Below are 23,662 nucleotides of genomic sequence, written 5' to 3'. Positions count from 1 at the left end.
TTGGTGCACCTATCTTCGGACGATCTTATTGCACAGTGCAAAGCGCTCGCCTTAGGTCGTGGTTTCTTACAAGCAGGGGTAGCTAACCAGCATGGTTCTAGTTATCTCACCCTTGCTGTCCCCTATTTATCTGCTACGCAAGAGAGTCGGCAGGTGATGGGTCTCTTTGCCTGTCATGATAATTATCAGGCGGCGGTGCGTCTTGCCAAAGAGTTGCGCAAAGATTTAGCCTCGCTCTTCAACCTTCCACCCAAGAGCTTTAGCATTGCTTGCAATTCTCGTCATCTCAACGAAAAGAAGCTTGCTGTGGATGCAGGCATTGGCGTGTACGGCAAAAATTCTTTAGTGATTGTGGATGGTTGGGGTTCGTTTGTTGTATTGCTTGCGGTGGAGCTTCCGCTCTACTTTCTTCACCTGCAACCGGTCAATCGTGTTGCCGAGCGTTGTCTCTCGTGCAATCTCTGCCAAAGGGCGTGTCCTCCCAACGCGTTGCACCATGCCTATCGTCTTGATCGAACGCTCTGCTTACAATCAATGGCGAGTAATGGCATGCTCCCCGTCAGCGATAATTTGCCGGTCATTTACGGGTGCGATATCTGTCAAAATGTCTGCCCTTACAATAAATCGGCGCTGGCATACTACAAAGAGGCCGCCGCTGAAGCAACTTTAGAGCCTTGGTGCGATTTGGCTCTTTGGGAACGCGGGGATTTAGCCGATATTCAAAAGGCAGTGAAGTCATCACCATTGAAATTTAGTTGGTTAGATAAAGAGGCGTTGATGCTCAATGCGCGGGTGCGGGCGTGGTCTCGAGCGATGCGTTGGGCGGTGCAAAAGGAGTTGGATAGTGAATAGATTTTTGGGGATTATCGGGGTAGTAAGCATATTTGCGATGTCAAGTTGGGCGAACCCCGAGAGTACGATTTTACGCCTAGCCTTACCGGCACATCAATTTAATTGGGATCCGCAAGCTATCGAACATGACGATGAACATATCCTCTTTTCTGCGGTCTATCAGGGGTTGGTGCGTCTGGATGCAAATTCCCTTGAGCCTCTGCCGGCATTAGCGCAGGCGTGGCAGGTGAGCGCTGATGGCTTGGAGTATCGTTTTACGTTACGTCCTAAGCTTCGTTTTTCGGATGGAAGCGCGATTACTGCACAGAGTTTTTATCGATCGATTCTCCGTTTAATTGACCCTAATCGCGCAAATCCTAATGCCGAACTTCTCTATATGATAGAAGGAGTTAAGGATTATAGCTTAGGAGAAGAGAGCGATCTGCGAGCCCTAGGAATTGAGGTGCTAAACGAGCGTGAAATTCTCTTTCGCCTGCGCCACCCTGCGCCCTATTTTTTTGAGATCTTGGCACATCCTGCCCTCTCTCCTTTGAGTGGCAGTCAGCTTCCCTTGCGTTGGAGCGACCCTCGCGCGATTCCCTTTAGTGGCCCATATCTCTACGCTGGCGAGAGTGAAGATGGCATTATTTTACGGCGAAATCGTCTTTATTGGCAAGCCGATCAGGTGGAGATTACGACAATTGAAGTACACTTTCACCAAGAAGAGGCTTCTATTGATGTGCAGTTGACCGAGGGAAAGCTTGATTGGGCGAGAAATCTTCTGCCCAGTCAACTTACGCACGATCATAAATTTTTAGCGACACAGCGCTACTCTTCCCAATATTATACCTTTGTCGCGCGAGAGGGGGCGTATGCGCAAGGCACTGTGCGTAGGGCTTTGATTAAGTTGCTTCCGCTAAATATGATGCGCGATAGTGGTATGCCGATGGCGCAATCGTTGGTACCACCACATAAGGATTATCCCACAATTTTAGGAATTAACAGCGATTACAGCGAGGGGATGTCTCTTTTGGAGCAGGCAGGCTACCCCGAAGCCGAGGGCTTACCGACGCTTCATGTGTTGCTCTTTTCGTTGGACGATCCGCGCGCGCTGTTAATGCAACAGGCTTGGCAACGCGCCGGCATCGACGTACAATTGCACACCTTGGATTCGTCGGAGTATTATGACAGTTCGCAGTGGGATGGCATTGCGTTGGTGGAGCAGGGCTGGAGTGGCGAGTATCTCGATCCGTTGACATTTTTGTCGTTATGGTTGACGGACTCGCGTTACAATCAGAGTACGTTTCGTAGTGCGCAGTTTGACGCGATGATTGAAGCATCGCACTTTTTGACAGGCAAGGAGCGTCTGCTAAAGCTTGCGCAGAGTGAGGCGTTGCTCATGGCAAGTGGCGTGGTCATTCCGATGAATTTCTTGGTGGATCGCGAGATTGTCCCTGCTTCGGCGTGGTGGGGGTTTGGTCGTAATCCTTTGGGACGCCAGCGTTTTGAGTATCTACGTAAGAGTGAGATGATATCGCTGGTTGATGTGCTATAAACGCATATCAAGCATAAAGAAAAAAGAAATATTTTAGGTTGAGAGGCGATAAATGATGGGTAGAGAGATAGCTGATGCGTTGGATAGCATGATTTTGTCCGCGAGTGGTTGGCGCAAGATTTTCACTGAGGATCGGGAGGAAGAGAGTTTAGATCCCAGTATCAATGAGGTGGATGGCTGGATTGCTTATGTGGCTGGCATCGCCTTTTCGCGCTATCTTAAAGAGATAAATGCTGAAGCATCTCCTCGGGTGTTACTTGCCCGCGATACGCGTCCTACGGGTGGGGCGCTCGTTTCGCATGTAACTTTGGGACTCTCTTCACAAGAGGTGGAGTATGCCTATATTGGAATTGTTACTTTGCCGGAGGTCTTGGCATATGTGCGTGCTAGTGGCGAGTATGATGCCTTTTTCTATGTGAGCGCGAGCCATAATCCGGTGGGATACAATGGTTTTAAGTTTGGTTTAGCTGACGGCGGAGTGTTAGGTGGGGAGGCCAGTGTACGGGTGATTACGATTTTTCGTGCGCTTTTGGCAGAAGAGTTTGCGTACCTTTGCCCGCTAGAGAGTACGCCTATTTTGGCGGATAGCGCGCTGAAGTTGCGAGCCTCACAGAGTTATCGAGAATCTTTGGTTGGATCGCTGTTGAATTTAGAGAATAATCACATAGATAAGTTAAGAAGCGCCATCCAGCAGGCAGGTGGTTTTGGCGTGGTGATCGATTTTAATGGATCTGCACGAATCAATAGTATCGATCAGAGTGTCTTGGAGTCGCTTGGTGTACAGGTGCATAAGATGGGGGGTCAGTTAGGACAATTTCACCATGCAATTGTACCAGAGGGCGACTCTTTAGCGCTGTGTCAGAGCGAATTAGAGCGGATGTTTCAAGTAGATCCGCGTTACCAATTGGGTATTGTGGTCGATTGCGATGGCGATCGGGGCAACTTGGTCTATATCGATGGCGAAGGTAAAGCCCAAGTGATGGATGCACAGACGACTTTTAGCCTAAGTGTTTTAGCCATGCTGGCTTATACGGCGATGCGCCCCAGCGAGCAAGAGATTTCGATTGTGGTGAACGACGCAACGAGTCTACGTATTGAGGACATTTGCGATCGCTTTGGGGTTACGTGCCATCGATCAGAGACTGGGGAAGCAAATGTATTGGCACAGGCGACGCACTTACGCCACTGTCATCATCTTGTTCCCATCGCCGGTGAGGGCTCGAATGGGGGTACTATTATCCATCCTAGCACGGTGCGCGATCCGCTAACGACATTACTGGCCCTTATCAATCTTCTCTTTATGGAGCATGATGGCACCACCTTAATGCATTATGCACAGAAACGATTAGGCGTTGCTCCGAGCTATTGGACGATTGCTGATATTTTGGCGCATTTACCTGCCTATCAAACAACATCGGTGGTAGCACCTGAGGCCTTAGTAAAGACAACGAGTACGCCTTATGAGCTGAAGCGCGCGTACGTAGAGCTTTTAGCGTCAGTTTGGGCACAGTGGCAAGCAGAGCATCCCCGCGATCGGTTGAGTCATTACAAAATCTTTCACTACGAAGGGCGCGAAGATTTTCCGGTGTTACAAGCGCCGGCGCTTGGTGGTATGCGCATCCATTTGTACGATGTGGATGGTGAACTGGTGGTAGCCTTTTGGTTGCGTGGGAGCAAAACCGAGCCGATGTTACGTTTGATGGTAGACACCAAGCGTGAGCCACTTGTGGAAAACGAGGCAAAGTGGCGTAAGCTTCATCGAGATCTTATTGAGCGTGCTGATGCGCATGCTCAGAGAGGCTAGGTTGAATGTTTAGCATCACTTATATTTGTGTCAATTGAAAGCCCATCTCTTCTAGGTAGCTGGCAAAGCCTCCGCTATCTAGGAGGTATTCCGCTGGTAGAGCGAGGAATAAGGTTGGCTGGTCATGCTCTGTTGAGCTAAGAAATTGATCTACGCTTGCCCAAATGATTTGGTTGGTTGCTTCGTAGAGGAGCAGTTCGTCTTCTTGCATAAAGGCAAAATCTGGCGAGCGGGAGATCACTAATTGATCCAATACTGTATCGATATCACCTTTGAGCCACGCATGTTGTAATGCTTCGGCTAGGTTGATTCCCCCCTGTAAAAAGCGTAACTTCATAAACACCCATTGGTAGAGCTCGTTGGGATAGCGTTGCGAGGTGGTTAAGAGATAGGGAATTTCTGCCGGCAAGAGCTGGAAGGTTTTGCTGGGGATCTCTTTTTCTAGCGCGTGATTAAGGAGATACTCTTCTTCGGACTGGGCGTGAAATCCTAGTTGGGTCAAGGTATTATAATAAAGAAGTTGCATAACTAGCCATGGGTGATAGGAGAGGAGGATCGCCTTTTGCTCTTCCTGTAGAGGCATGGCTTGCACAATGGCGGTGAGTTGTCGGAGCGCTTCTGGGGTGAGCAATTTATCCCACGGTTGTTGGCTGATGCTTGCTTGGTCTAAGTGCGCGATATCTTCTTCGGAAATTCTATGATAAAGATAGAGCTGGCTGGATGCGAGGGCTTGGTGAATACGCGCTGGTAGCGGGTAGACGAGATCGGGTTTAAAGACGCCCCCAATAGAGCCAAAGAGGTAGAGGGTGGTCTCTTCTCTGGATGCTTTAAAGAAGAGCATAGTGTGCTCCTTACGAGGCGGGGTTGGCTTGGGAAGAATGCGCGCGGAGGGCAATGCTAGGAGAAGGATGATGGCGAGAATCATGGTGGATTTAGGGTGTTTCATGCTGATATTGTAGCATGTTTTGCCTTTTTTGGCTATGTGTAAAAAAGACATAGGGATGCAGGGTGGGGCATTGGCAAGTGAAGCATCAAAAGGGTGTTAAAATAAAGGGCATGCTGGTTAGGCATGCCCTCATTTTTCGGCTGATAGTTGATAGAATAATTGATTTTTTTAGCTTCTTCTACCTCCTTGTAACGTGAATTTAAAGTGGTCTAAACCATTGATGTTAATTGGAATAAAGGTATGTGCGCCCTTATATGTGAAGCTACCAATAATGATGACATAAAATTCTTCATTTGGCTTAAGTTTATAGGCATCATCTGCTTTTTGATTATGAGCGGTAATGTCATAATCCTGCTCATACCACGCATCAAAGGGAAGGGTGTAGCCCATGTCACGGAAGAGGGGATAGGTGGTCTCTTCGTGTTTGAGGGTCGCACTACGAAGATCGGTGAAGTCTAACGTAATAGGGGTGAATTCTAATTTTTGAGCGCGGAAATGAAGTGGTGATGCCCTGATGTCTAGTACAAAGGGATCCGTATAAAAAGGAAGATTAGATACCGGTGATGCCTCCAGATTGGGTATCCATGTCCCAGCTTTTAGCACATCTTGTTTGTAGGTGTCGATCATCTTTGCAGGAACGTAGTGTAGGTTATAGTAGCCAACATGTGTTGCTGGAACGTCTAAAAAGGGGACGAGGTTAAAGATGGGACCTGGGCCAAAGTCAACAGATAAGATGCCGTTATCTATAGGTGGTTTGTTATCATCTATAGGTGGTTTGTTGTCATCTATAGGTGGTTTGTTGTCATCTATAGGTGGTTTGTTGTCATCTATAGGTGGACTGTTTGAGGGAGTTTTAGGGTTGCATCCAGCAACGATTATGAGAGCTAACATGGCTAAGAAGCCGTAGGGGTTAAATGTTTGCATAAAATTCTCCTTGTTTAAAATGATTTGGGTTGAACCTTCTGATATTGAGCAGTGGTAGAATATAGAAGGCGATGTTTAAAACCTCTAATAAGAGGATATAATATCCTTATTATTCTGTCAAGTATTTTACTAATTAAACAACATATTTAGTATATGAATTTGCAAAAAATAGATAAATAAGCGCTAAATATGTGTTTTTTATGATTTTTTTATAAATTAGTTATAGACAGAATATATAAATTCTGTAAAGCGCTTTTTTTTTGAAAAAGAGATACCTATCAGGATGAGATACCTTGAAAAAAAGAGGAGCGATCTTGCTCCTCTTTTCTTGTTGATGCTTGCATTCTTTATTCCTGCAATATGTAGGTGCTGTGTGCTAAGCCGTTGATATTAATCGGAAGATAGAGTATCTTTTCAAATGTTACATCCAGCGCAACCGCTACAATAATCACGTAGAATTCCTCATTAGGATAAATTTTGTACACTTCACTGGCAGATGCATTGTGTTCCTTAATATCGAGATCTTGACGACTCCAGCGATCGAATGTCGTGTTTAGCGCTGTACGCGTGATGTTGTAGCTCTTCTTAGTGTCTTGTATTTTAGGTGATTGGGGATTACTGAAGTCAAAGCGTATCGGCAAATGCGATCCGTCGATATCTACCGCCACGCTAAAGCCGATGGGATCGGTATTGAAGGCGATATAGGACATTGCGCGACCTTTCTTATTCTGCCAGAGACCTGCTTTTAATACCTCTTCTTTATACTGTTCAAAGGCGCGTACGGGTACGTAGTGTAGACTATAAAGTGCTGTTTCAAAGGGCTCTAAAGGTGAGGTGCTAAAGTCGAAGAGACGATCTACTTCAAAGATAGGGCCACTTCCAAAATTGGGCACTGGGATATCTGTTGGCGTCTCTGGGTTAGGCGTCTCTGGGTTAGGAGTCTCTGGGTTAGGGGTCGGTACTTTTGGACTACAGCTAGCCATCAAGAGGAAGATAGCGGTTAACGATAGAATTTTTTTCAGTTTAAACATAAAACTTCTCCTTAAATAAAGTTTGTGTAAAATATACTTGCTTTTGAGTAATAGCTCTTCTGCAAGCCTTGTATAAAAAGCATACAATAAGCCATTATTTCTGTCAACGCTTTTTACCTTAAAATAGCATATTTAGTATATTTTAGGTTTAAGAATTGTTATTTAGACACTAAATATGTATTTCTTTTGATGAACTAATAAATATCTTGTAAAGAGAATATAGGCAAGTAATGAAGGCTTTTTTATGGCACAATTAAAATAAAAAGAGGAGCATTATCGCTCCTCTTTTTATAGATAGTAATCGTCTACTCTTCTAACGTATAGGTACTGTGACTAAGTCCATTGGTATTGATGGGGATATAGAGGCTGTAGGATAAATTGGGTTTACCAAGAGTGTGAGCGACAATTACTACATAGAATTCTTCATTGGGATGAATTTTATATGCATCGCTGGCTGCTGCATTGTGCGCGATGATATCCTCATCTTGGCTAGTCCATCGTGTAAAATTGAGCTCTCCTGGTCTGAGTTGATTGTACCTGAAAGGCCTAGAATCATTAGAACTAGAAAAGCTTTCTACTTTGGGGTCTTGCGGATTACTGAAATCAAAGCGTACGATAGAACCATGTGGTTCCTTGATGGGTAAACTTGCGACGTGTCCACCAACACTACGTATTGAAAATGACATTAAGTGATTATAACGTTCCTTCTTATTTTGCCAGATGCCCGCCTTTAAAATCTCTTCCTCGTAGTGTTGAAAAGAACGTACAGGTACATACTCGAAAAGTAATTTAACAGAGTTTTCTAAACGACGATCTGAATTGCTAAAGTCAAGTTGAGTATCCACTGCTGTAAAGATAGGACCATTTCCGAAGTTGGGCACTGGGATGTCTGTTGGCGTCTCTGGGTTAGGATCTTCTGGGTTAGGATCTTCTGGGTTAGGATTCTCTGGGTTAGGAACCTCTGGGTTAGGAACCTCTGGGTTAGGAACCTCTGGATTAGGCGTTTGCGCTTTTGGGTTACAGCTAACCATCAATGCGAATATAGCGGTTAACGATAGAATTTTTTTCAGTTTAAACATAAAACTTCTCCTTAAATTAAGTTTTTGTACAATATGCTTGCTTTTTAGCGATAACGCTTTTGCAAGCCTTGTATAAAAAGCATACAATAAGCCATTATTTCTGTCAACGCTTTTTACCTTAAAATAGCATATTTAGTATATTTTTGGTTTAAGAATTGTTATTTAGACACTAAATGTGTATTTCTTTTGATGAACTAATAAATATCTTGTAAAGAGAATATAAGTAATAAATGAAGCAGATGATTATCCCTAAAATAGAGCGCAACAACCGAAGAAAAAAGAGAAAAGCACGTATCTTTTCCTTCTTTGCAGATTCTTCTTTACCCTCTTGACCAATCGCCTTAAAAATATGATAATATAAAGTATGCTATCGGCGATGTTAAATGGCTTGTTTGGAACAAAACAAGAACGTGATCTCAAAGAGCTCGTGCCTTATCTACGAGCCGTAAATAAGTTGGAACCATGGGCAGTGGCTCTTGGCGATCAAGATTTTCCGCTTCAAACGCGTACGCTCAAAGAGGAGCTAAAAGCAGGCGCATCTTTGGATAGCCTCTTGCCCCGCGCCTTTGCTCTAGCCAGAGAGGCCTGTCGACGTGTTTTGGGTGAACGCCCCTACGATGTCCAGATCCTCGGTGCGCTCACGCTCCATGAAGGGCGCATCACCGAGATGAAGACCGGTGAGGGGAAGACGCTCACTGGCGTGCCGGCTGCCTATCTCAATGCGCTCACGGGTAAAGGCGTGCATATCGTTACCGTGAACGATTATCTGGCCTCTCGCGACAAAGCCCAGATGGAGAAGGTGCACAACTTCTTAGGACTCACCGTGGGGCTTATCCTACCTAACATGGATAATAACGCGCGTAAAGAGGCCTATGCCTGTGATATCACCTATGCGACTAATAATGAGCTAGGCTTTGATTATCTGCGCGATAATATGGCTTGGGATATGCGCGCCAAGAGCATGCGTGAGGAGCGTAATTTTTGTATTATTGATGAGATCGACTCGATTTTAATCGACGAAGCGCGAACGCCATTGATTATTTCAGGGCCAGACGAGGAGGAAGATACCTCCGTGATCCAGAAGGTCAACACGTTGGTCTCTTACTTTGTCGAGGTGGAGAAGGATCCCGTTACGGGGCAGTATCCTTTAGAAGATCCGCTTATTAAAACCGTGCATACCGGCGATTTTAAACTCGACGAAAAGAGTAAGCGTATTCTCTTTACCGACGCGGGTTTTAATAAAATGGAAGGGCTTCTTCAGAAGGCAGGCATCATTACAGGTAGCCTGTTTGAGGGGAAGAATTTTGAGTATGTCCATTATGTAACCCAAGCGATGAAGGCGCATAAGCTCTTCTTTATCGATGTGGATTATGTGGTAGTTGAGGGGCAAGTACAGATTGTCGATGAGTTTACCGGGCGTGTGTTACACGGGCGACGCTACTCTGATGGTTTGCATCAAGCCATCGAGGCCAAGGAGAATATCCGTGTGGCTAAGCGTAGCCTTACCATGGCGACCATCACGTTTCAGAATTTCTTCCGTATGTATGATAAGATTAGTGGTATGACCGGTACTGCTGACACCGAGGCGCGTGAGTTTACCAAAATTTATAAGTTAGATGTTGCGGTTATGCCAACCAACCGTCCGATTGTCCGTGATGACGAGCAAGATGAGATCTATCTAAACCATCAATTTAAGATGGAAGCGATTGCTAAGGATGTGAAGGAACGCCATAGCGTGGGGCAACCTGTGCTGATTGGTACGGTGAGCGTCGATCGTAGTGAGCAGTTGTCGAAGGTTTTGACCAAGGCAGGCGTGCCACACGAGGTATTGAACGCGAAGAATCATGGCCGTGAAGCGCTGATTATTGCCGAAGCTGGAGCATCGGGGGCGGTTACGATTGCCACCAATATGGCAGGGCGTGGTACTGATATTAAGCTGGGCGGTAATCCCGAGGTTCGCGCGCGAAAACATGTTGACCCAGAACAAGATCCTGAACGCTATCAACAGATTTATCAAAAAGAACTCGAGCGTAATGCCATGGAGTACCAAGCCATTAAAGCGCTGGGTGGTCTCTATATTGTCGGTACTGAGCGTCATGAGAGTCGCCGTATTGATAATCAGTTGCGTGGCCGTGCAGGGCGTCAGGGTGATCCGGGGCGATCGAAATTCTATATCTCTTTAGACGACGATTTGATGCGTCTCTTTGGTGGCGAACGCTTCCGCGCGTTGATGGGTAAGTGGGGTATGGACAGCGGTGAAGCGTTGCAACATGGTCTTGTCTCTAAGTCTATTGAGCGAGCACAGAAGCGCGTCGAAGAGCGTAATTATGAAATACGCAAGCATTTGCTCGATTATGATGATGTGCTCAATCGCCAACGTCAACATATTTACACCTTGCGCGATAGCCTTCTCAAAGAAGAGATGATGTCGCGTCGCTTGATCCGTACGGCAAGTGAGTTGACGAGTGAATTTTTGGAAGCGTATCATAAGAGTAAAAATCGGCAAGAGAGCGAGAGTAGCGATGCGCAATTCTTGCAAGATCTGCATATGCAGTTTGGGTTTACCCCTGCTGATGTAGAACAATTTTTGAACGCTTCGTTAGATCTTCAACGGCAAGAGATGAACACCTTCTTTGAACTTGATATGAGTGAGAAGGCGAGTGCGATTGAACCTGAAATGTTTAATAAGTTCTTGCGCTTTGAATACTTACGTCAATTAGACCGTAAGTGGCAACAACATCTTGACGCGATGGAGGGCTTACGTGAGGCAGTTAATCTTCGCACTTATGCCCAACGTAATCCGCTAGTGGAGTATAAGCTTGAGGGTTTTCAGATGTTTGATGCGATGATCGACGACTTAGCACGGGTGATTGTGGCGCGTATCTTCAGAGTAAAACTCCAGCCAGTGCAGAGCGTGGAAAATCGCCCCAAAGCAACGGTGAGTACGCACCAGAGCATGGGCAACCTCCTCTCTGGTGGTGGTGGGGGTGCAGAAGCGCCTAAAAGTGTTTCTCCTAGCGCAACTCCGCCTAAGACTAGCCAACCGATCAATATCCAGCGACGCGTGGAGAAGGTCGGGCGCAACGATCCTTGTCCTTGTGGCTCGGGTAAAAAGTATAAGCAGTGCCATGGTAAGTAATTTGGTGTAGATTATTTAAAGAGAAAGAGAGAGGAAATCCTCTCTCTTTTTGGTTAGATAGAAGAGTTACTCTTCTACCACTTTGATTTTTGCACCGAGTTGTTGAAGACGCTCGACAATATTTTCATAGCCACGTTCAATTTGGTAAACATTGGAGATGGTAGACGTTCCGCTAGCTGCCAAGGCCGCAATGATCATCGCCATCCCTGCACGCACATCTGGACTAGCGAGTTGCGCCGCGCCCGAGAGGCGTGATGGACCAGAAATAACCGCACGATGTGGATCACAGAGAATGATTCCAGCTCCCATGCTAATCAGTTTGTCAACAAAAAACATACGGCTTTCGTACATTTTTTCATGAATAAGAATGGTTCCTTCACACTGCGTTGCCGCCACCACCATAATACTGGTAAGATCCGCAGGAAATCCCGGCCAAGGCGCATCGTCGATGGTGGGGATAGCTCCACCTAAATCTTTTTTAATGCGCATCTCTTGGGGCGTGCCAACGTGTAAATCATCACCCACCACTTGCCAAGAGATACCTAGTTTGGCAAAAGCCATCTGAATCATGCGTAAATTTTCGGGAGCAGCATGCTCGATGACTAACTCACTCTTTGTGGCGGCGGCAAGGGCGATAAACGATCCCACTTCCATAAAGTCTGAACCAATGGTAAAGGTTGTTCCGTGTAGCTTCTCCTTCCCCTCAATGGTTAAGACATTACTGCCAATGCCACTAATAGCACCACCCATAGCGTTTATCATGTTACATAAATCCTGAATATGTGGCTCGCTGGCAGCATTACGTAAAATAGTCGTGCCTTCAGCCATCGCCGCAGCCATAATGGCATTTTCGGTGGCGGTTACGGAGGCTTCGTCTAAAAAGATATCACTACCGACGAGCTTATTGGTCTTAACATGATAAGATTGGTCGATATGTACCTGCGCACCCAATCCCTCAAAAGCCAAAAAGTGCGTGTCTAGGCGACGACGTCCAATCACATCTCCACCGGGAGGCGGAATAATTACTTCATTTCTACGCGCCAGCATGGGCCCTGCAAAGAGAATACCGGCACGAATTTTTTGCATTTTCTCTTTACTAAGCTCATTTTTATTAATGACACTCTCAATGCGATAGACGCCTGCGCCTTCTTTGGTTACACTGCCACCGAGGTCTTCAATGACCTCAAACATCACTAAAACATCAGCAATTTCGGGTACATTGTGTAAAGTAACTGGTTCGTCTGTTAATAATGCCGCGGCAATACAGGGAAGCGCCGCATTCTTGTTTCCCTTCACGGTGATCTTCCCCTTGAGTGGATAGCCACCTTCAATCACGTATTTTCGCATAGATCCTCACTTATAAATTTATTTAAAGATTACTTGTATTTAAATAATTATCAGCCAAGTATCCAACACCAAAGGAGATCATTGTAATCACTGTGGAGATGATGAGCATCTCGCTGAAACGTTTTTTAAAGGATAGGTCTTTGGTGATGGATAAATAGAAATTGAAAATTAAAATAATAAAAAAGGCGATGACCAACATCCAACTTACTGCGAGCATTTTTGCATCAACGGGAAAAATGAAGTAGGGTAAGAGAAGCATCATGGTGACGAAAACATACGTTAACCCGCATAAAAGCGCTGCCTGTAGGGCTTTTGGATTGTTCTCGCTACGGTTGGAGAGGTATTCGCTGGCTGCCATCGAGAGGGTGGCTGAAACACCAAGAATCATGCCAGCAATCCAAATCATACGGTTGTTAGACATCGATAAGCTAAAACCAGCAAGCGTAGCGGTGATTTCAATGAGTGCGTCATTAAGACCTAAAACCATGCTACTTATGTAGCGTAAACGTGCCTCGTCGAGAGTTTTTAGGAGCATCTGTTCGTGTTTTTCTTCTTCTAAGAACCACTCTTCAAAGTGTGCATCATAATCAATCAACAGGCTTTTAATGAAGTTATCCATGGGGAAGGTGATCTTCTTTTCCATCATCTTTAAGACGAAGGTGTATCCCAAAATACGCGAGGCTAGTAAGAAGATCATGACTTTAAGTCGAGAAATTGTAGCGGATCTTTGCGTCAACTGTTCCAAAGTTGCTTGGTGTTTAAGTTCAACGCTTGCTACTTGCTCTAAAATGGAGCGATTGCTCACATCCTTTTGTCTTTTTGCCAAGATACCATAAACTGTGGCAGCGAATAGTTCACGTTTTTGCAGATTAAAGATGAGTGCTATAATTGCTTGCTGGTAGCGAGGATCGGTGGTATCCAAACGCCGTACGTGCTGATAGGCGCGGGCAGTGTTCATCTCTTGAAATACTCCTTTGGTTTATGTTTTCGTAAAGATAAAGAGAGTGAAACATAAAGTCAAGAGTAAGATCCTCGTTTTGGATGGGTTAGAGCCACGGGAGATTCACGGCGAAGAGGTGTAAAAGTCCGACAAACATCGCGAATAACCCCCAATGTTTTTTATACTCTAGCGCGTATTTGGAGAGGAACGATGTTGCTTGATTTTGCGCACCATTGTTTGCGAGATACTCTTCAAGAAAGATGACGGTAGCGACGGTGATGCTAGCAAAAGCGGGGAAGAAGTCGAGGTAGAATTTCCCCATGAGAAGGGAGATGACGCCAATGAGCATGGCAGAAAAGGCTAGGGTGAGTCGCGAGGTGCTGGAGGTATTTAGGAAGCGATAAAGCCCCTCAAAGGAGGGCACCTTTGCAATTACGGTGGAGTGAGCGAGAAAAAATCCGCCCAAAATAGTAACGACAACACGTGTAAAAAATAAGAAAGGTATCTGTTCCATACTCTTAATGGTAACCTCTTTTTTTCAAAATGTCAAGGGGAATTCTTATTTATTTCGAGTGCTTGTCAGGGGTGGATGGCTTGTGCTATAATGAGAAGATATGAATGGAATTAAGAGTTTTGTCCGACGCACGGGGCAGATAACACGTGCGCAAGAACGCGCGATTGGGGAGCTTTCGCGCTATATTATTTCTAGTGAAGAGAAAGAGTTAATTCATTTTGATACTTATTTTAGTAAGAAAAATGTGGTGGTGGAGATTGGTTTTGGCATGGGTCTTGCAACTTATCAAATTGCGCAGGCCAATCCACAAACGGGCTATCTGGGCTTTGAGGTCTATCCTGCTGGGGTGGGTAAGTTGCTCTTGGCGATTGAGGAGCATCAATTAAAGAATTTATATATCGTTCAAGATGATGCGGTAGCATGCGTGCCTACCATGATTGCCGATGCGACTTTAGCCGGAGTGCATCTTTTTTATCCGGATCCGTGGCCGAAAAAGCGCCATCATAAGCGACGCATTTTGCAAAAAGAGTTTATTCATCTCTTGGCATCTAAGCTAAAGGTGGGCGGATACCTTTACATTGTTACCGACTGGCAAGAGTATGCCGAGGAGATTTTAGCACGATTGATGGTAGAGCCTCTGTTGAAGAATCGTTATGATGATTATGCCGAACCTCAAAGTTGGCGCCCCATGACGCGTTTTAATGAGAAGGCGAATGAGGCAGGTAGGTCGTCATGGGAGCTCTTTTTTACGCGTATTTAAATGAGGCGGAATTTAGACTTAGGGGGAGGGTCGCTCTCTTTTATCTCAAAGACAACGGTGTTTGCTAACTCTGGATGTGGATGAATATCGATGGGTTGCCCGCCCTCCTCACTCTCGATGGTGGCAATCAACTTATTATCGTCTTCAAAGTCCAGATGAAGCATTAGCCCGTTAGCATAGACGGTAACGGGACCTTTCTTCTCTAAATTAATCATTTTCGCCATGATTCTCTCCTTGCTCGGGGGTGGTATTTTCGGTATTGGAGCGCGCTTTCTCCGGATTTGGCATATCCGCTTGTGAGGCTTCTTCTGCCTTATTCTCTGGTTTTTTTACGCTTTCTTGATATTTTTCCGAAGAGAGATAGGGATTGGCTTGGAGCATCGCTTCACGTTCGGCTTTGGCTTGAGGATTTTGGTTGAAGATGGCAAAAAATTCGTCATCGCTCATATTTTCCGTCTCTAAGATACGTAATGCGAGGTCGCGCAAGAGGTCTTTATACTTGGTGAGTGTGGTAATAACGCGCGCGTATCGCTCTTTGAGGATGCGCGCAATCTCGCTATCGATGTACTCTTGGGTCGATTCGCTATACTTTTTATCGTATCCGGTATCGCCAAAAGAGACATTTTTAAAGCGCTCACTCATGCCGTAATCCATAATCATCGAGCGCGCGATGGCAGTGGCACTTTTGATATCGCTGCTTGCGCCTGTGGTGATATGCCCAAAGATGATCTCCTCGGCAGCGCGACCACCCAAAGCGATATCAATTTTTGCAATAAATTCTTGTGTACTATGACTATAAATACCTTCCTGTGGGCTACTCCACATTACACCTAATGCACGACCACGCGGCACGATGGTAATTTTACGAAGATTGGAGTTGGTGGGCGAGAGTACCTGCATCAGGGCGTGTCCCATTTCGTGATAGGCAGTATTTTCCCGCTCGTGGGTAAGCATAGAGCGGCTCTTTTTGGCGATACCCAGGGCATGCTTTTCGATGGCTTCATCAAAGTCGGCGTGGGAGACACGGGTGCGCCCTGCACGCACCGCCATGAGAGCAGCCTCATTAGCAATATTGGCAAGATCGGCCCCTACGAAACCGGGGGTTCCGGCAGCGATCTTGGTGAGATCAACGGAGTCGTCCATCTTGATGTTTTTGGTGTGGATCTTGAGAATCTGCTCACGCCCTTTGCGATCTGGCTGGTCGACGGTTACTTGGCGATCAAAGCGCCCCGGACGTAAGAGCGCGGGGTCGAGAATCTCAGGGCGGTTGGTCGCAGCGAGGATAATTAATCCCGCGGTAGCATCAAAACCATCCATCTCCACAAGGAGCTGGTTGAGGGTCTGTTCGCGTTCGTCGTTACTGGTGATAGAGTTGTTACGGCTCTTACCAATGGCATCCATCTCGTCGATAAAGATGATACAGGGCGCTTTTTCGCGTGCTTGTTGAAAGAGATCGCGCACACGCGCAGCACCGACACCGACAAACATCTCGACAAAATCCGATCCACTCATTTTGAAGAAGGTAACCTTGGCTTCACCGGCAACAGCGCGGGCGAGTAGCGTCTTACCCGTACCGGGCGGGCCCACTAGTAGTGCGCCTTTAGGGATTTTTCCACCAATGTCGGTGTAACGTTTGGGGTTTTTGAGAAAGTCGACAATCTCTTCGAGCTCTTGTTTGGCCTCATCACATCCTGCGACATCGGCAAAGGTGGTTTTGAGGTCTTGTTCAGCAACGATGCGTCCTTTGTTCTGCCCAAAATTGAGCGCATTAGCACCGCCACCCATGCGCTTAAACATGCTACGGGAGAGAAGAATGAGGATACCAAAGAGGATGAGGAAGGGCAAAATTTGGTTGAGGAAATAATTATTGCTGGGGGGGATAACCTCTACTTCGAGGTTATTGCTTTGGATAAGCTGGAGTAACTCAGGGTCTTGAATGCCGGTGAGAACGAGCGTGGCGGCGCGGTAGGTGGGATTCTCTTCTTGTTTATTATCCTGAAGTTGACGCATGGTGGTCATGCCTCGAATAATTTTGTGCTTATCAAGAGCTTGATTTTCCATCTCTTTTTGAGTCTGGGTAAAACCAATAATGAAGCCGTTTTTAAACTGAACGCCTTTAATCTCTTGGTTAGTAATCTTCTCCTTAAAGCTAGAGAGGGAGATCTTTTGGTATTGAGTCATCCCGCTACCAAACCAGTTGGCAATAAGTAATAGCGCCAATACGATGATGATGAGTAGACCAAAATTGAACTTACCAGAGCTCGGCTTAATGGGGTTGGGGCGATTATCTTTACGTGGTGGTTTGCGATTGTTATTATTTTTATCTGCCATGCATGTTTCCCTAATTCTTATTAAAAAGTCGTAATACCAACTCAAAGTATACCCAAAAGCCTTCATATATGCAAGAGGTTTGCACGCAATATTGCTCTGCAATGCATGAGCCTCTTGATATTCCTTGGTAGATTTGGTATGATAAAGAATCATAGGTAAGAACTTTAGCCTTTAGATTTGGGAGGATGGTATGGAGATGCAGACGTTGGAGAATCTCTTTCGTTTGAGTAATTTTTCGATGGAAGATGAAGCAGAGAAAGCGCAGTGGCTTAGTGATATTGCCCAGTGGTTGGAATTTTTCTCTTTGGAAGATACGCCTGATGTTCCTAATCTTTATCGCTTTGCAGGCCAGCGTCCTATCGATGCAATTCGCCCCGATGATGTTGTGGGCAAGAGCCTCACTAGCGCTGAAATCAAGCTCTTCTCTAAACGTTTTGTCGATGGCTTTATTGCCTTGCCTGAACATAAGCGTCAATCTTAGTGACCCATGCAAGCACCTTGTCCGAAATCGCTGTGCAATTTGACTCATCAATAAGGAGAATACATTGTCTATCAAGCAATTAACTGCATATCAAGTGCATCAAGCCTATCAAAAAGGCGAGCTTACCCCTCCAGAAGTTGTGGCTGCCTACGCGCAAAGCCATCAAGAGACACCAGAGATCAATGCCTTTATTGAGCACTTTGGGGCTGACGCGATGGCGAAGGCAAATGCGCTTACGAAAAATCAAGATGCATCGCTCTTGTGGGGTATTCCGGGGGCGCTCAAAGATAATATTTCGGTAAAAAATAAAAAGCTTACCTGTGCCAGCGCCATGTTGGAGAATTACACTTCGCCTTACGATAGTAGCATTGTCGAACAGTTGAATCGCGCGCAATTTATTAATCTTGGGCGACTCAATATGGACGAATTTGCCATGGGTTCTACTGGGCGTTATAGTAGTCATGGGGCAACGCGCAATCCCTTGGACGCACAACGGGTGGCTGGTGGCTCTTCTTCTGGGTCAGCCGCAGCCGTAGCAGCGCATCAGGCGCTCTTCACCATCGGCACCGATACGGGAGGATCCTCGCGTTTGCCTGCTAGTTATACGGGGGTTTGTGGCTTTAAGCCTACTTATGGCGCAATTTCGCGTTATGGGGTTAATATGCTCTCGCCCAGCTTCGACGTTCCGGGGATTTTAGCCCATACGCCAGAGGATATTGCGATGGTTTATCAATCGCTCCTTAAAGAGGATACCAGAGATCAAATTGTGCGACCTATCGCCTATCGCTTTGATAACGTACGTAAACAACCCTCTCTTAAAGGGGTGAAAATTGGTCTACTCGACTCCCTTTTGGATCGGGCTGATGCGGATGTGGTTAAGGCTTATGCCTTGGTAAAACAGCTATTGCTCGATGCTGGAGCAGAGCTTGTTCCCTTTGATTTAGGGGTTGAGTCGGAGCTAATCAAGGTATATTATATCTTGATGTGTAGCGAAGCTGCCACCACGCTGAGTCGTTTTGATGGGGCGCGCTATGGCAATGCCGTAGATGCCAGCGACATCGAGAGCCTTATAGCCCAAACACGCATTCAACGCTTGGGGCATGAAGTGGTTCGACGTATCTTGATGGGTAATTACTTTTTAATGGAAGAGAATTATGCGCAATGGTACATGCGCGCCTTGCATATTCGCGGGCAACTGGTAGAGCGCTTTACGCAGGTGGGCAAGGAGATGGGAGCAACGCTTTGGCTTTGGCCAGGTTTCCATGAAGCAGCGATGATCTCTGCACCCGAGCGAGATAATTATGCTAGTGATATTGTGGCTGTCGCAGCCAATTTATATGGAGGCCCTGCCGTTGCCCTCCCTGTCATGAAAGGTAGTCATGGGTTACCGGTGAGTGTACAAATCGCAGGCACGGTAGGCAATGATGAGGCGGTATTACAACTTGCCGATCTCATTTATCGGCAAGTAAATTGGCAAAATAGACGTTATTAGATTTTATGTTATGTAATTAAGAAGATGCGGCTTGAATGAGTCGCATCATGGCTTCTAGTTCATCCACCACGGTAAACGTTTTACTTTTTCTTCCCAAGCTGTCGCGCACCTCACTGACAAGGGTAAGGGTTGTGCCGTTATACTCCTCATTGAGCGCCAGAATAGCATTTGGGTTGAGATAGAGCCAACTATCGTATACAGTTTTTAGAATAAGAAATTGCACTATTGACTCCCCAACTGGTTGAATAGATTTTCAACATACTCGATATTTTCTTTGAAGAGCTGACGATTATTCTTTTTCATCTCACTTTTGGTGTGCATCTCTTTAGAGAAATAAACGGCGGTAATGCTCTCGCTATACTGTTCTATAGCAACAACATAATAAGGGTTGATAAGCATGGGCTCCCCACGAAGGGTAGTAAGTTTGATAAGCATAGTGGACCTCTATTTATCTGTGTTTAATATTTTTTGTTTGAGCAATACGAGGATATCCTCGACAGAATCTTCTACAAAGTAAAGCTCTCCAGAGCTAAGCATCACCTCTGTGCCCCAGCCACCATTTTGGATGTTGGAGATTTGGTGAGGGTTGACCCACATCGTGAAGCGGGTGGAGTGTTCAATACCTTTACGATCAACCCAGCGCTTTACGGAAAGCTCAAGGAAAGGATACTTTTGATTGGCATGCTGGTGGGCGACCTCTTTGAGGTTTTTGACATCAGAGAGGCACTGGAGGATGGTGAAGACTAGCGAGCCGTAAGTAACACGTGTAAAGTTGAACTCACCCACGGCGATAGCTTCAAAATGCTCCTCTTTGAGGGCGAAAACATTGATATAACACGTTTCGATGCGTCCGGCGCTAATGTATCGATCGAATCGGCTAAAATCGACAGGAAGTTGCGTGATACCTTCTGCTGGGGCATACATCGGATGCGAGCGAGCGAAGGTGGTGTAGATATGCCAAAGCTTGTGCATATTAGCACCTTGTGCTTCATCTGGGTGAAGAAAGAAGCGTATATATTTATAGGGGAGTGCGATGCGTTGGGTGAGATTGGCATCGACAAAGCTCTTAATGAAGAGTTCGGGGGTGAGTTGGTTGACGATATCATCGTATGAGTCGATGCAGGTGATCTTTTCGCGGAAGACGGTGCGAATGACGGAGCCTCCACCATCTTTATCGGCGATTTGGAGGATCTTCTCCTCGTCTAAAAAACGGTTTCGGATGAGGTCTACTCCGCAGTACTCTTTAATGACGATCAATTTATTGTTTTGCATGTATATTGCTTCCTACTTTTTAACAGCCTAAGAAAAGTTTAACAGGTTTTGAAATTCCTGTCAACATAGATAGGCAAAAATATTACTCAAAGAGATCGCGCGGAGCATTTGGGCGAGGGATGTTGAGGTGTTGATAGGCGAGGTCGGTGGCAAGGCGGCCTTGGCGGGTGCGCATGATGAGCCCTTGTTGAACGAGGTAGGGTTCGTAGAAATCTTCAAGGCTCTCGGCGCTCTCTCCCACGGCGATGGCGAGGGTCTGTAGTCCGACGGGGCCACCTTTATAAACCTCGATAAGGGTGCGCAGGATGGTACGATCTTGATCTTCTAGTCCGAGGTGATCGACTTGGAGGCGGGAGAGGGCAAGCTCACTGATGGGCAGATTGATCGTCGCCTCATGGTGCACTTGGGCGAAGTCGCGCACGCGCTTAAGGAGTCGGTTGGCAACGCGAGGTGTTCCACGCGAGGATTGGGCAAGCAGTGATGCGGCAGCTGGATCGATGGCGATGTTGAGTAGACGTGCCGATCGGTCAATAATGTCTTGTAACTCTAGCTGTGTATAGGGATTAATACGAATCGTGATGCCGAATCTGGTATGTAGTGGTGCCGATACGCTGCCAGGTTTGGTGGTTGCTCCCACCAAGGTAAAGCGAGGCAGAGGGACGCGCACACTTCTTGCGCCTACGCCTTGCCCCACAATCAGATCCATCTCAAAATCTTCCATGGCAATATAAAGCATCTCCTCGATGGCCGGGCGAAGACGATGGATCTCATCAATAAAGAAGAGCGAGCCCTCTTGCAACGAGGTGAGTAGTCCGGCAAGATCCTTGGGTTTTTCGAGCGCCGGCGCACTGGTGAGCACAAAATTGACACCAAGTTCACTGGCGACAATCCCTGCTAACGTCGTCTTACCCAAACCCGGTGGCCCCGAGATAAAGAGGTGATCAAGCGCCTCTTTGCGTCGCTTGGCCGCCTCGATAAAGACCTCCAAGTTAGCCTTAAGCGCCTCTTGCCCCTGAAATTCTGCCAAAAAGCGCGGACGCAGAAAGTTATCCTGATTAATATCTTCCATCTGCGCATCGCCTGTAAGAAATGAGTGTTCCAATCAATCTCCTTATTCGCTATCCTTCCATTGTAAAGAGTCCTTCCCACTCTGTCAAGAGACCAACCCTTGACTTTTTTGACGTAATTTGATAAAATCAGATTAATGGGTGGATCGTCTTTTATGGAGAAGTCGCTTTCTCTTACCTAAAGCCTCCTCTACTCATGCAAAATCTTGTTAGCTCTTCGATACGCATGTTACTTCGATGTTACCCCTTTGATAAAAGCTTTAACCCCAATGCATATTTTATCAACATGGTGCATAGCCGAGAGTGCTTAAGGGGCATATGTGCAGAAAACTTTTATAAAAAATCAATGTAAGGCAATCTATGGAAAAAAATGATGTTGTATCTACTCCTAAATCGACGGTAGAGAGTCCCTCGACAGAGGTAGTAACGCCTTCGGTTACTACAATCACCCCACCTGCCACGCTAGAACCCTCCGAAGTTAAACGCCCCGTGCGTAAACGCGTGCGTATCGTGCCAGTCAATCAGGATGATGAGGCTTCCCTAGCCCAGCCTAATCTGATGCCTGCACCCACCAGCCCTCCAGAAGAAGAGCCTAAAGCCAAGAGCTCCCCCAACAAAGCGGAGAGCCTCCTACCCAAAGAAGAGAGCGCAAAACAGTCGGCACGTATGACGGTGATTAATCCCAAAGAGCGTAACCAGAATAATCATCATCAAAATTATACTAACGGGAAAAATAACAACAACAAGAATAACAATCAACGCCGTCAAAATAACCGTAACAATAACAATGGTGCCAATCAGCGTCTGCCCAAAATCGATGTTTCAACCATCAATCCTCCCCCAGCCGATCCCAACGCTCCGCAAATTAGCATTAATGACCTTACTAGTCTAAGTGTTCCGCAATTACGCGAGAAGGCCGAGAGCTTTGGCTTAGAGCACGAGTCTTTGCTCTACCTTAAAAAGCAAGATGTTATCCTTCAAATTCTTAAGGCACACACGAGCACAGGCGGAGTGATTTTTGCCTATGGTAGCCTCGAAATTTTGCAGGATGGCTATGGGTTTTTGCGTAGTCCGCAGAACAGTTACCTTGCCGGTAGCGATGATATTTATATTAGTCCGCATCAAATTCGCGCCTTCAATCTCAAAACGGGTGACACTGTTTATGGGCAAATTCGCACCCCCAAAGAGGGCGAGCGCTTCTTTGCCATGCAACGCGTCGAGACAGTCAATCTCGATACCCTTGAGGTCTCGCAAAACCGCGTACCCTTTGAGAATCTTACTCCGCTCTTTCCCGATGTTCGCCTGAACATGGAGACCGGTGCAGGCGATGTCTCTACCCGTGTGATCAATCTCTTCTGTCCAATTGGTAAGGGGCAGCGTGGCTTGATTGTCGCTCCTCCGCGTACGGGAAAGACCGTTTTGATGCAAAAAATTGCTAATGCTATCACCGAGAATCATCCTGAGTGTTACTTAATCGTTTTGCTTATTGACGAACGTCCTGAAGAGGTTACCGACATGAAGCGTAGCGTTAAGGGTGAGGTGATTGCCAGTACCTTTGATGAGCAGGCCTCACGCCATGTACAGGTAGCGGAGATGGTGCTAGAGAAGAGTAAGCGCATGGTGGAGCAAGGGCATGATGTGATCATCTTGCTTGACTCTATTACCCGTTTAGCGCGTGCTTATAATCAGACTATTCCTACTAGTGGTAAGATTTTATCAGGTGGTGTTGACTCCAATGCACTCCATCGCCCCAAACGTTTCTTTGGAGCTGCGCGTAACATTGAAGGCGGTGGTTCGCTCACCATTGTCGCCACAGCCTTGGTTGATACAGGGAGTAAGATGGATACCGTCATTTTTGAGGAGTTCAAAGGTACGGGTAACATGGAGGTAACCCTCGATCGTCGTCTCTCGGACAAACGCGTCTTCCCTGCTATCAACATTAAGAGTAGTGGTACGCGTAAAGAGGAGATGCTCCTCACCTCCGAAGAGGTTAATAAGGTGTGGGTGTTGCGAAAAGCCTTGAGTAGTATGGATGATATCCAGATGACGGAGTTGATTTTAGAGAAGATGCGGAAATTCAAGACCAACGATGCATTTTTACGATCGATGAATGAGACGTCGGATGCAGGTCGAAACTAATCATAAGCAA

At 46.3% G+C, this 23,662-nt stretch carries 21 protein-coding genes; 8 read left to right on the top strand and 13 right to left on the bottom strand.

What is annotated here, in order from left to right; all coding sequences use genetic code 11:
• Positions 1-3: 3 nt before the first annotated feature.
• From PVA46_RS05965 to PVA46_RS05955, 3 genes are read left to right on the top strand one after another with little or no spacing between them, the layout of a single operon-like run.
• Positions 4-852 (top strand): 4Fe-4S double cluster binding domain-containing protein, encoded by an 849-nt coding sequence (locus tag PVA46_RS05965; protein ID WP_167695840.1) that lies wholly within the window; start codon positions 4-6, stop codon positions 850-852.
• A complete protein-coding gene (locus PVA46_RS05960) occupies positions 845-2,386 on the top strand; it encodes a peptide ABC transporter substrate-binding protein (protein WP_167695839.1) in 1,542 nt (513 codons plus the stop codon). Before PVA46_RS05965 ends, PVA46_RS05960 begins: the two co-directional genes overlap by 8 nt.
• A 55-nt stretch (positions 2,387-2,441) precedes the next feature.
• Positions 2,442-4,190 (top strand): hypothetical protein, encoded by a 1,749-nt coding sequence (locus PVA46_RS05955; protein ID WP_167701238.1) that lies wholly within the window; start codon positions 2,442-2,444, stop codon positions 4,188-4,190.
• Positions 4,191-4,209: 19 nt separating this feature from the next.
• Here PVA46_RS05955 and PVA46_RS05950 read toward each other — a convergent pair whose 3' ends face one another.
• The 4 genes from PVA46_RS05950 to PVA46_RS05935 all read right to left on the bottom strand — a co-directional run bounded on the left by PVA46_RS05950 (position 4,210) and on the right by PVA46_RS05935 (position 8,122).
• The gene (locus tag PVA46_RS05950) at positions 4,210-5,136 is read right to left on the bottom strand and encodes a TraB/GumN family protein (protein ID WP_167695837.1); all 927 of its coding nucleotides are present in this window, start codon (positions 5,134-5,136) and stop codon (positions 4,210-4,212) included.
• A gap of 168 nt (positions 5,137-5,304) precedes the next feature.
• Positions 5,305-6,060 (bottom strand): hypothetical protein, encoded by a 756-nt coding sequence (locus PVA46_RS05945; RefSeq protein WP_167695836.1) that lies wholly within the window; start codon positions 6,058-6,060, stop codon positions 5,305-5,307.
• 347 nt (positions 6,061-6,407) lie between these two features.
• A complete protein-coding gene (locus PVA46_RS05940) occupies positions 6,408-7,091 on the bottom strand; it encodes a hypothetical protein (RefSeq protein ID WP_167695835.1) in 684 nt (227 codons plus the stop codon).
• A gap of 305 nt (positions 7,092-7,396) precedes the next feature.
• The gene (locus tag PVA46_RS05935) at positions 7,397-8,122 is read right to left on the bottom strand and encodes a hypothetical protein (protein ID WP_274360275.1); all 726 of its coding nucleotides are present in this window, start codon (positions 8,120-8,122) and stop codon (positions 7,397-7,399) included.
• Between the two features lie 412 nt (positions 8,123-8,534).
• Between PVA46_RS05935 and secA the strand changes: the two genes are divergently transcribed.
• Positions 8,535-11,309: a preprotein translocase subunit SecA gene (gene secA / locus PVA46_RS05930; RefSeq protein ID WP_167695833.1), complete on the top strand. Its 2,775-nt coding sequence runs from the start codon at positions 8,535-8,537 to the stop codon at positions 11,307-11,309.
• Positions 11,310-11,375: 66 nt separating this feature from the next.
• Here the strand turns inward: secA and murA are convergent, their stop codons facing one another.
• From murA to PVA46_RS05915, 3 genes are all read right to left on the bottom strand, one after another.
• Complete coding sequence (murA, locus tag PVA46_RS05925) at positions 11,376-12,656, bottom strand: UDP-N-acetylglucosamine 1-carboxyvinyltransferase (protein ID WP_167695832.1); 1,281 nt, start codon at positions 12,654-12,656, stop codon at positions 11,376-11,378.
• Between the two features lie 22 nt (positions 12,657-12,678).
• Complete coding sequence (locus PVA46_RS05920) at positions 12,679-13,614, bottom strand: VIT1/CCC1 transporter family protein (RefSeq protein WP_167695831.1); 936 nt, start codon at positions 13,612-13,614, stop codon at positions 12,679-12,681.
• An 88-nt stretch (positions 13,615-13,702) separates the two neighbouring features.
• Positions 13,703-14,110, bottom strand: coding sequence for a hypothetical protein (locus PVA46_RS05915; protein WP_167695830.1), 408 nt, complete (start codon positions 14,108-14,110; stop codon positions 13,703-13,705).
• Positions 14,111-14,210: 100 nt separating this feature from the next.
• Here PVA46_RS05915 and trmB point away from each other — a divergent pair, with 100 nt between their 5' ends.
• Positions 14,211-14,870: a tRNA (guanosine(46)-N7)-methyltransferase TrmB gene (gene trmB, locus PVA46_RS05910; RefSeq protein WP_167695829.1), complete on the top strand. Its 660-nt coding sequence runs from the start codon at positions 14,211-14,213 to the stop codon at positions 14,868-14,870.
• Here the strand turns inward: trmB and PVA46_RS05905 are convergent.
• Positions 14,867-15,094, bottom strand: coding sequence for a hypothetical protein (locus PVA46_RS05905; protein ID WP_167695828.1), 228 nt, complete (start codon positions 15,092-15,094; stop codon positions 14,867-14,869). The genes trmB and PVA46_RS05905 overlap by 4 nt on opposite strands.
• Complete coding sequence (ftsH, locus tag PVA46_RS05900; RefSeq protein ID WP_167695827.1) at positions 15,078-17,201, bottom strand: ATP-dependent zinc metalloprotease FtsH; 2,124 nt, start codon at positions 17,199-17,201, stop codon at positions 15,078-15,080. The genes PVA46_RS05905 and ftsH overlap by 17 nt, the downstream gene beginning before the upstream one ends.
• A 190-nt stretch (positions 17,202-17,391) precedes the next feature.
• Between ftsH and PVA46_RS05895 the strand changes: the two genes are divergently transcribed.
• Positions 17,392-17,682: a hypothetical protein gene (locus PVA46_RS05895; protein WP_167695826.1), complete on the top strand. Its 291-nt coding sequence runs from the start codon at positions 17,392-17,394 to the stop codon at positions 17,680-17,682.
• A 64-nt stretch (positions 17,683-17,746) separates the two neighbouring features.
• On the top strand, positions 17,747-19,174 hold the full coding sequence (locus PVA46_RS05890) for an amidase family protein (protein WP_167695825.1): 1,428 nt from the start codon (positions 17,747-17,749) through the stop codon (positions 19,172-19,174).
• 16 nt (positions 19,175-19,190) lie between these two features.
• Here PVA46_RS05890 and PVA46_RS05885 read toward each other — a convergent pair whose 3' ends face one another.
• The 4 genes from PVA46_RS05885 to ruvB form a co-directional block, all read right to left on the bottom strand.
• A complete protein-coding gene (locus PVA46_RS05885; RefSeq protein ID WP_167695824.1) occupies positions 19,191-19,397 on the bottom strand; it encodes a hypothetical protein in 207 nt (68 codons plus the stop codon).
• Complete coding sequence (locus tag PVA46_RS05880; protein ID WP_167695823.1) at positions 19,397-19,609, bottom strand: hypothetical protein; 213 nt, start codon at positions 19,607-19,609, stop codon at positions 19,397-19,399. The genes PVA46_RS05885 and PVA46_RS05880 overlap by 1 nt, the downstream gene beginning before the upstream one ends.
• Positions 19,610-19,618: 9 nt before the next feature.
• Positions 19,619-20,446 (bottom strand): hypothetical protein, encoded by an 828-nt coding sequence (locus PVA46_RS05875; protein WP_167695822.1) that lies wholly within the window; start codon positions 20,444-20,446, stop codon positions 19,619-19,621.
• A gap of 82 nt (positions 20,447-20,528) precedes the next feature.
• The gene (gene ruvB, locus PVA46_RS05870; protein WP_167696300.1) at positions 20,529-21,515 is read right to left on the bottom strand and encodes a Holliday junction branch migration DNA helicase RuvB; all 987 of its coding nucleotides are present in this window, start codon (positions 21,513-21,515) and stop codon (positions 20,529-20,531) included.
• Positions 21,516-21,873: 358 nt separating this feature from the next.
• On the opposite strand from ruvB, the gene rho reads away from it, so the two are divergent.
• Positions 21,874-23,652: a transcription termination factor Rho gene (gene rho, locus PVA46_RS05865; RefSeq protein ID WP_212603855.1), complete on the top strand. Its 1,779-nt coding sequence runs from the start codon at positions 21,874-21,876 to the stop codon at positions 23,650-23,652.
• The last annotated feature ends 10 nt before the right edge of the window (positions 23,653-23,662 follow it).

It is taken from the genome of Entomospira culicis, assembly GCF_028748145.1.
GTDB classification, from domain to species: Bacteria; Spirochaetota; Spirochaetia; order WRBN01; family WRBN01; genus Entomospira; species Entomospira culicis.
The sequence above is the reverse complement of the archived record's forward strand: the minus strand, read 5'-3'. Positions and strand labels throughout refer to the sequence as shown.

Coding starts and splice junctions, on each gene's coding strand:
- PVA46_RS05955 (WP_167701238.1), top strand. CDS start 2,442: ATGGGTAGAGAGATAGCTGATGCGTTGGATAGCATGATTTTGTCCGCG.
- PVA46_RS05950 (WP_167695837.1), bottom strand. CDS start 5,136: ATGAAACACCCTAAATCCACCATGATTCTCGCCATCATCCTTCTCCTA.
- PVA46_RS05945 (WP_167695836.1), bottom strand. CDS start 6,060: ATGCAAACATTTAACCCCTACGGCTTCTTAGCCATGTTAGCTCTCATA.
- PVA46_RS05940 (WP_167695835.1), bottom strand. CDS start 7,091: ATGTTTAAACTGAAAAAAATTCTATCGTTAACCGCTATCTTCCTCTTG.
- PVA46_RS05935 (WP_274360275.1), bottom strand. CDS start 8,122: ATGGTTAGCTGTAACCCAAAAGCGCAAACGCCTAATCCAGAGGTTCCT.
- secA (WP_167695833.1), top strand. CDS start 8,535: ATGCTATCGGCGATGTTAAATGGCTTGTTTGGAACAAAACAAGAACGT.
- murA (WP_167695832.1), bottom strand. CDS start 12,656: ATGCGAAAATACGTGATTGAAGGTGGCTATCCACTCAAGGGGAAGATC.
- PVA46_RS05920 (WP_167695831.1), bottom strand. CDS start 13,614: ATGAACACTGCCCGCGCCTATCAGCACGTACGGCGTTTGGATACCACC.
- PVA46_RS05915 (WP_167695830.1), bottom strand. CDS start 14,110: ATGGAACAGATACCTTTCTTATTTTTTACACGTGTTGTCGTTACTATT.
- trmB (WP_167695829.1), top strand. CDS start 14,211: ATGAATGGAATTAAGAGTTTTGTCCGACGCACGGGGCAGATAACACGT.
- PVA46_RS05905 (WP_167695828.1), bottom strand. CDS start 15,094: ATGGCGAAAATGATTAATTTAGAGAAGAAAGGTCCCGTTACCGTCTAT.
- ftsH (WP_167695827.1), bottom strand. CDS start 17,201: ATGGCAGATAAAAATAATAACAATCGCAAACCACCACGTAAAGATAAT.
- PVA46_RS05895 (WP_167695826.1), top strand. CDS start 17,392: ATGGAGATGCAGACGTTGGAGAATCTCTTTCGTTTGAGTAATTTTTCG.
- PVA46_RS05880 (WP_167695823.1), bottom strand. CDS start 19,609: ATGCTTATCAAACTTACTACCCTTCGTGGGGAGCCCATGCTTATCAAC.
- PVA46_RS05875 (WP_167695822.1), bottom strand. CDS start 20,446: ATGCAAAACAATAAATTGATCGTCATTAAAGAGTACTGCGGAGTAGAC.
- ruvB (WP_167696300.1), bottom strand. CDS start 21,515: ATGGAAGATATTAATCAGGATAACTTTCTGCGTCCGCGCTTTTTGGCA.
- rho (WP_212603855.1), top strand. CDS start 21,874: ATGGAAAAAAATGATGTTGTATCTACTCCTAAATCGACGGTAGAGAGT.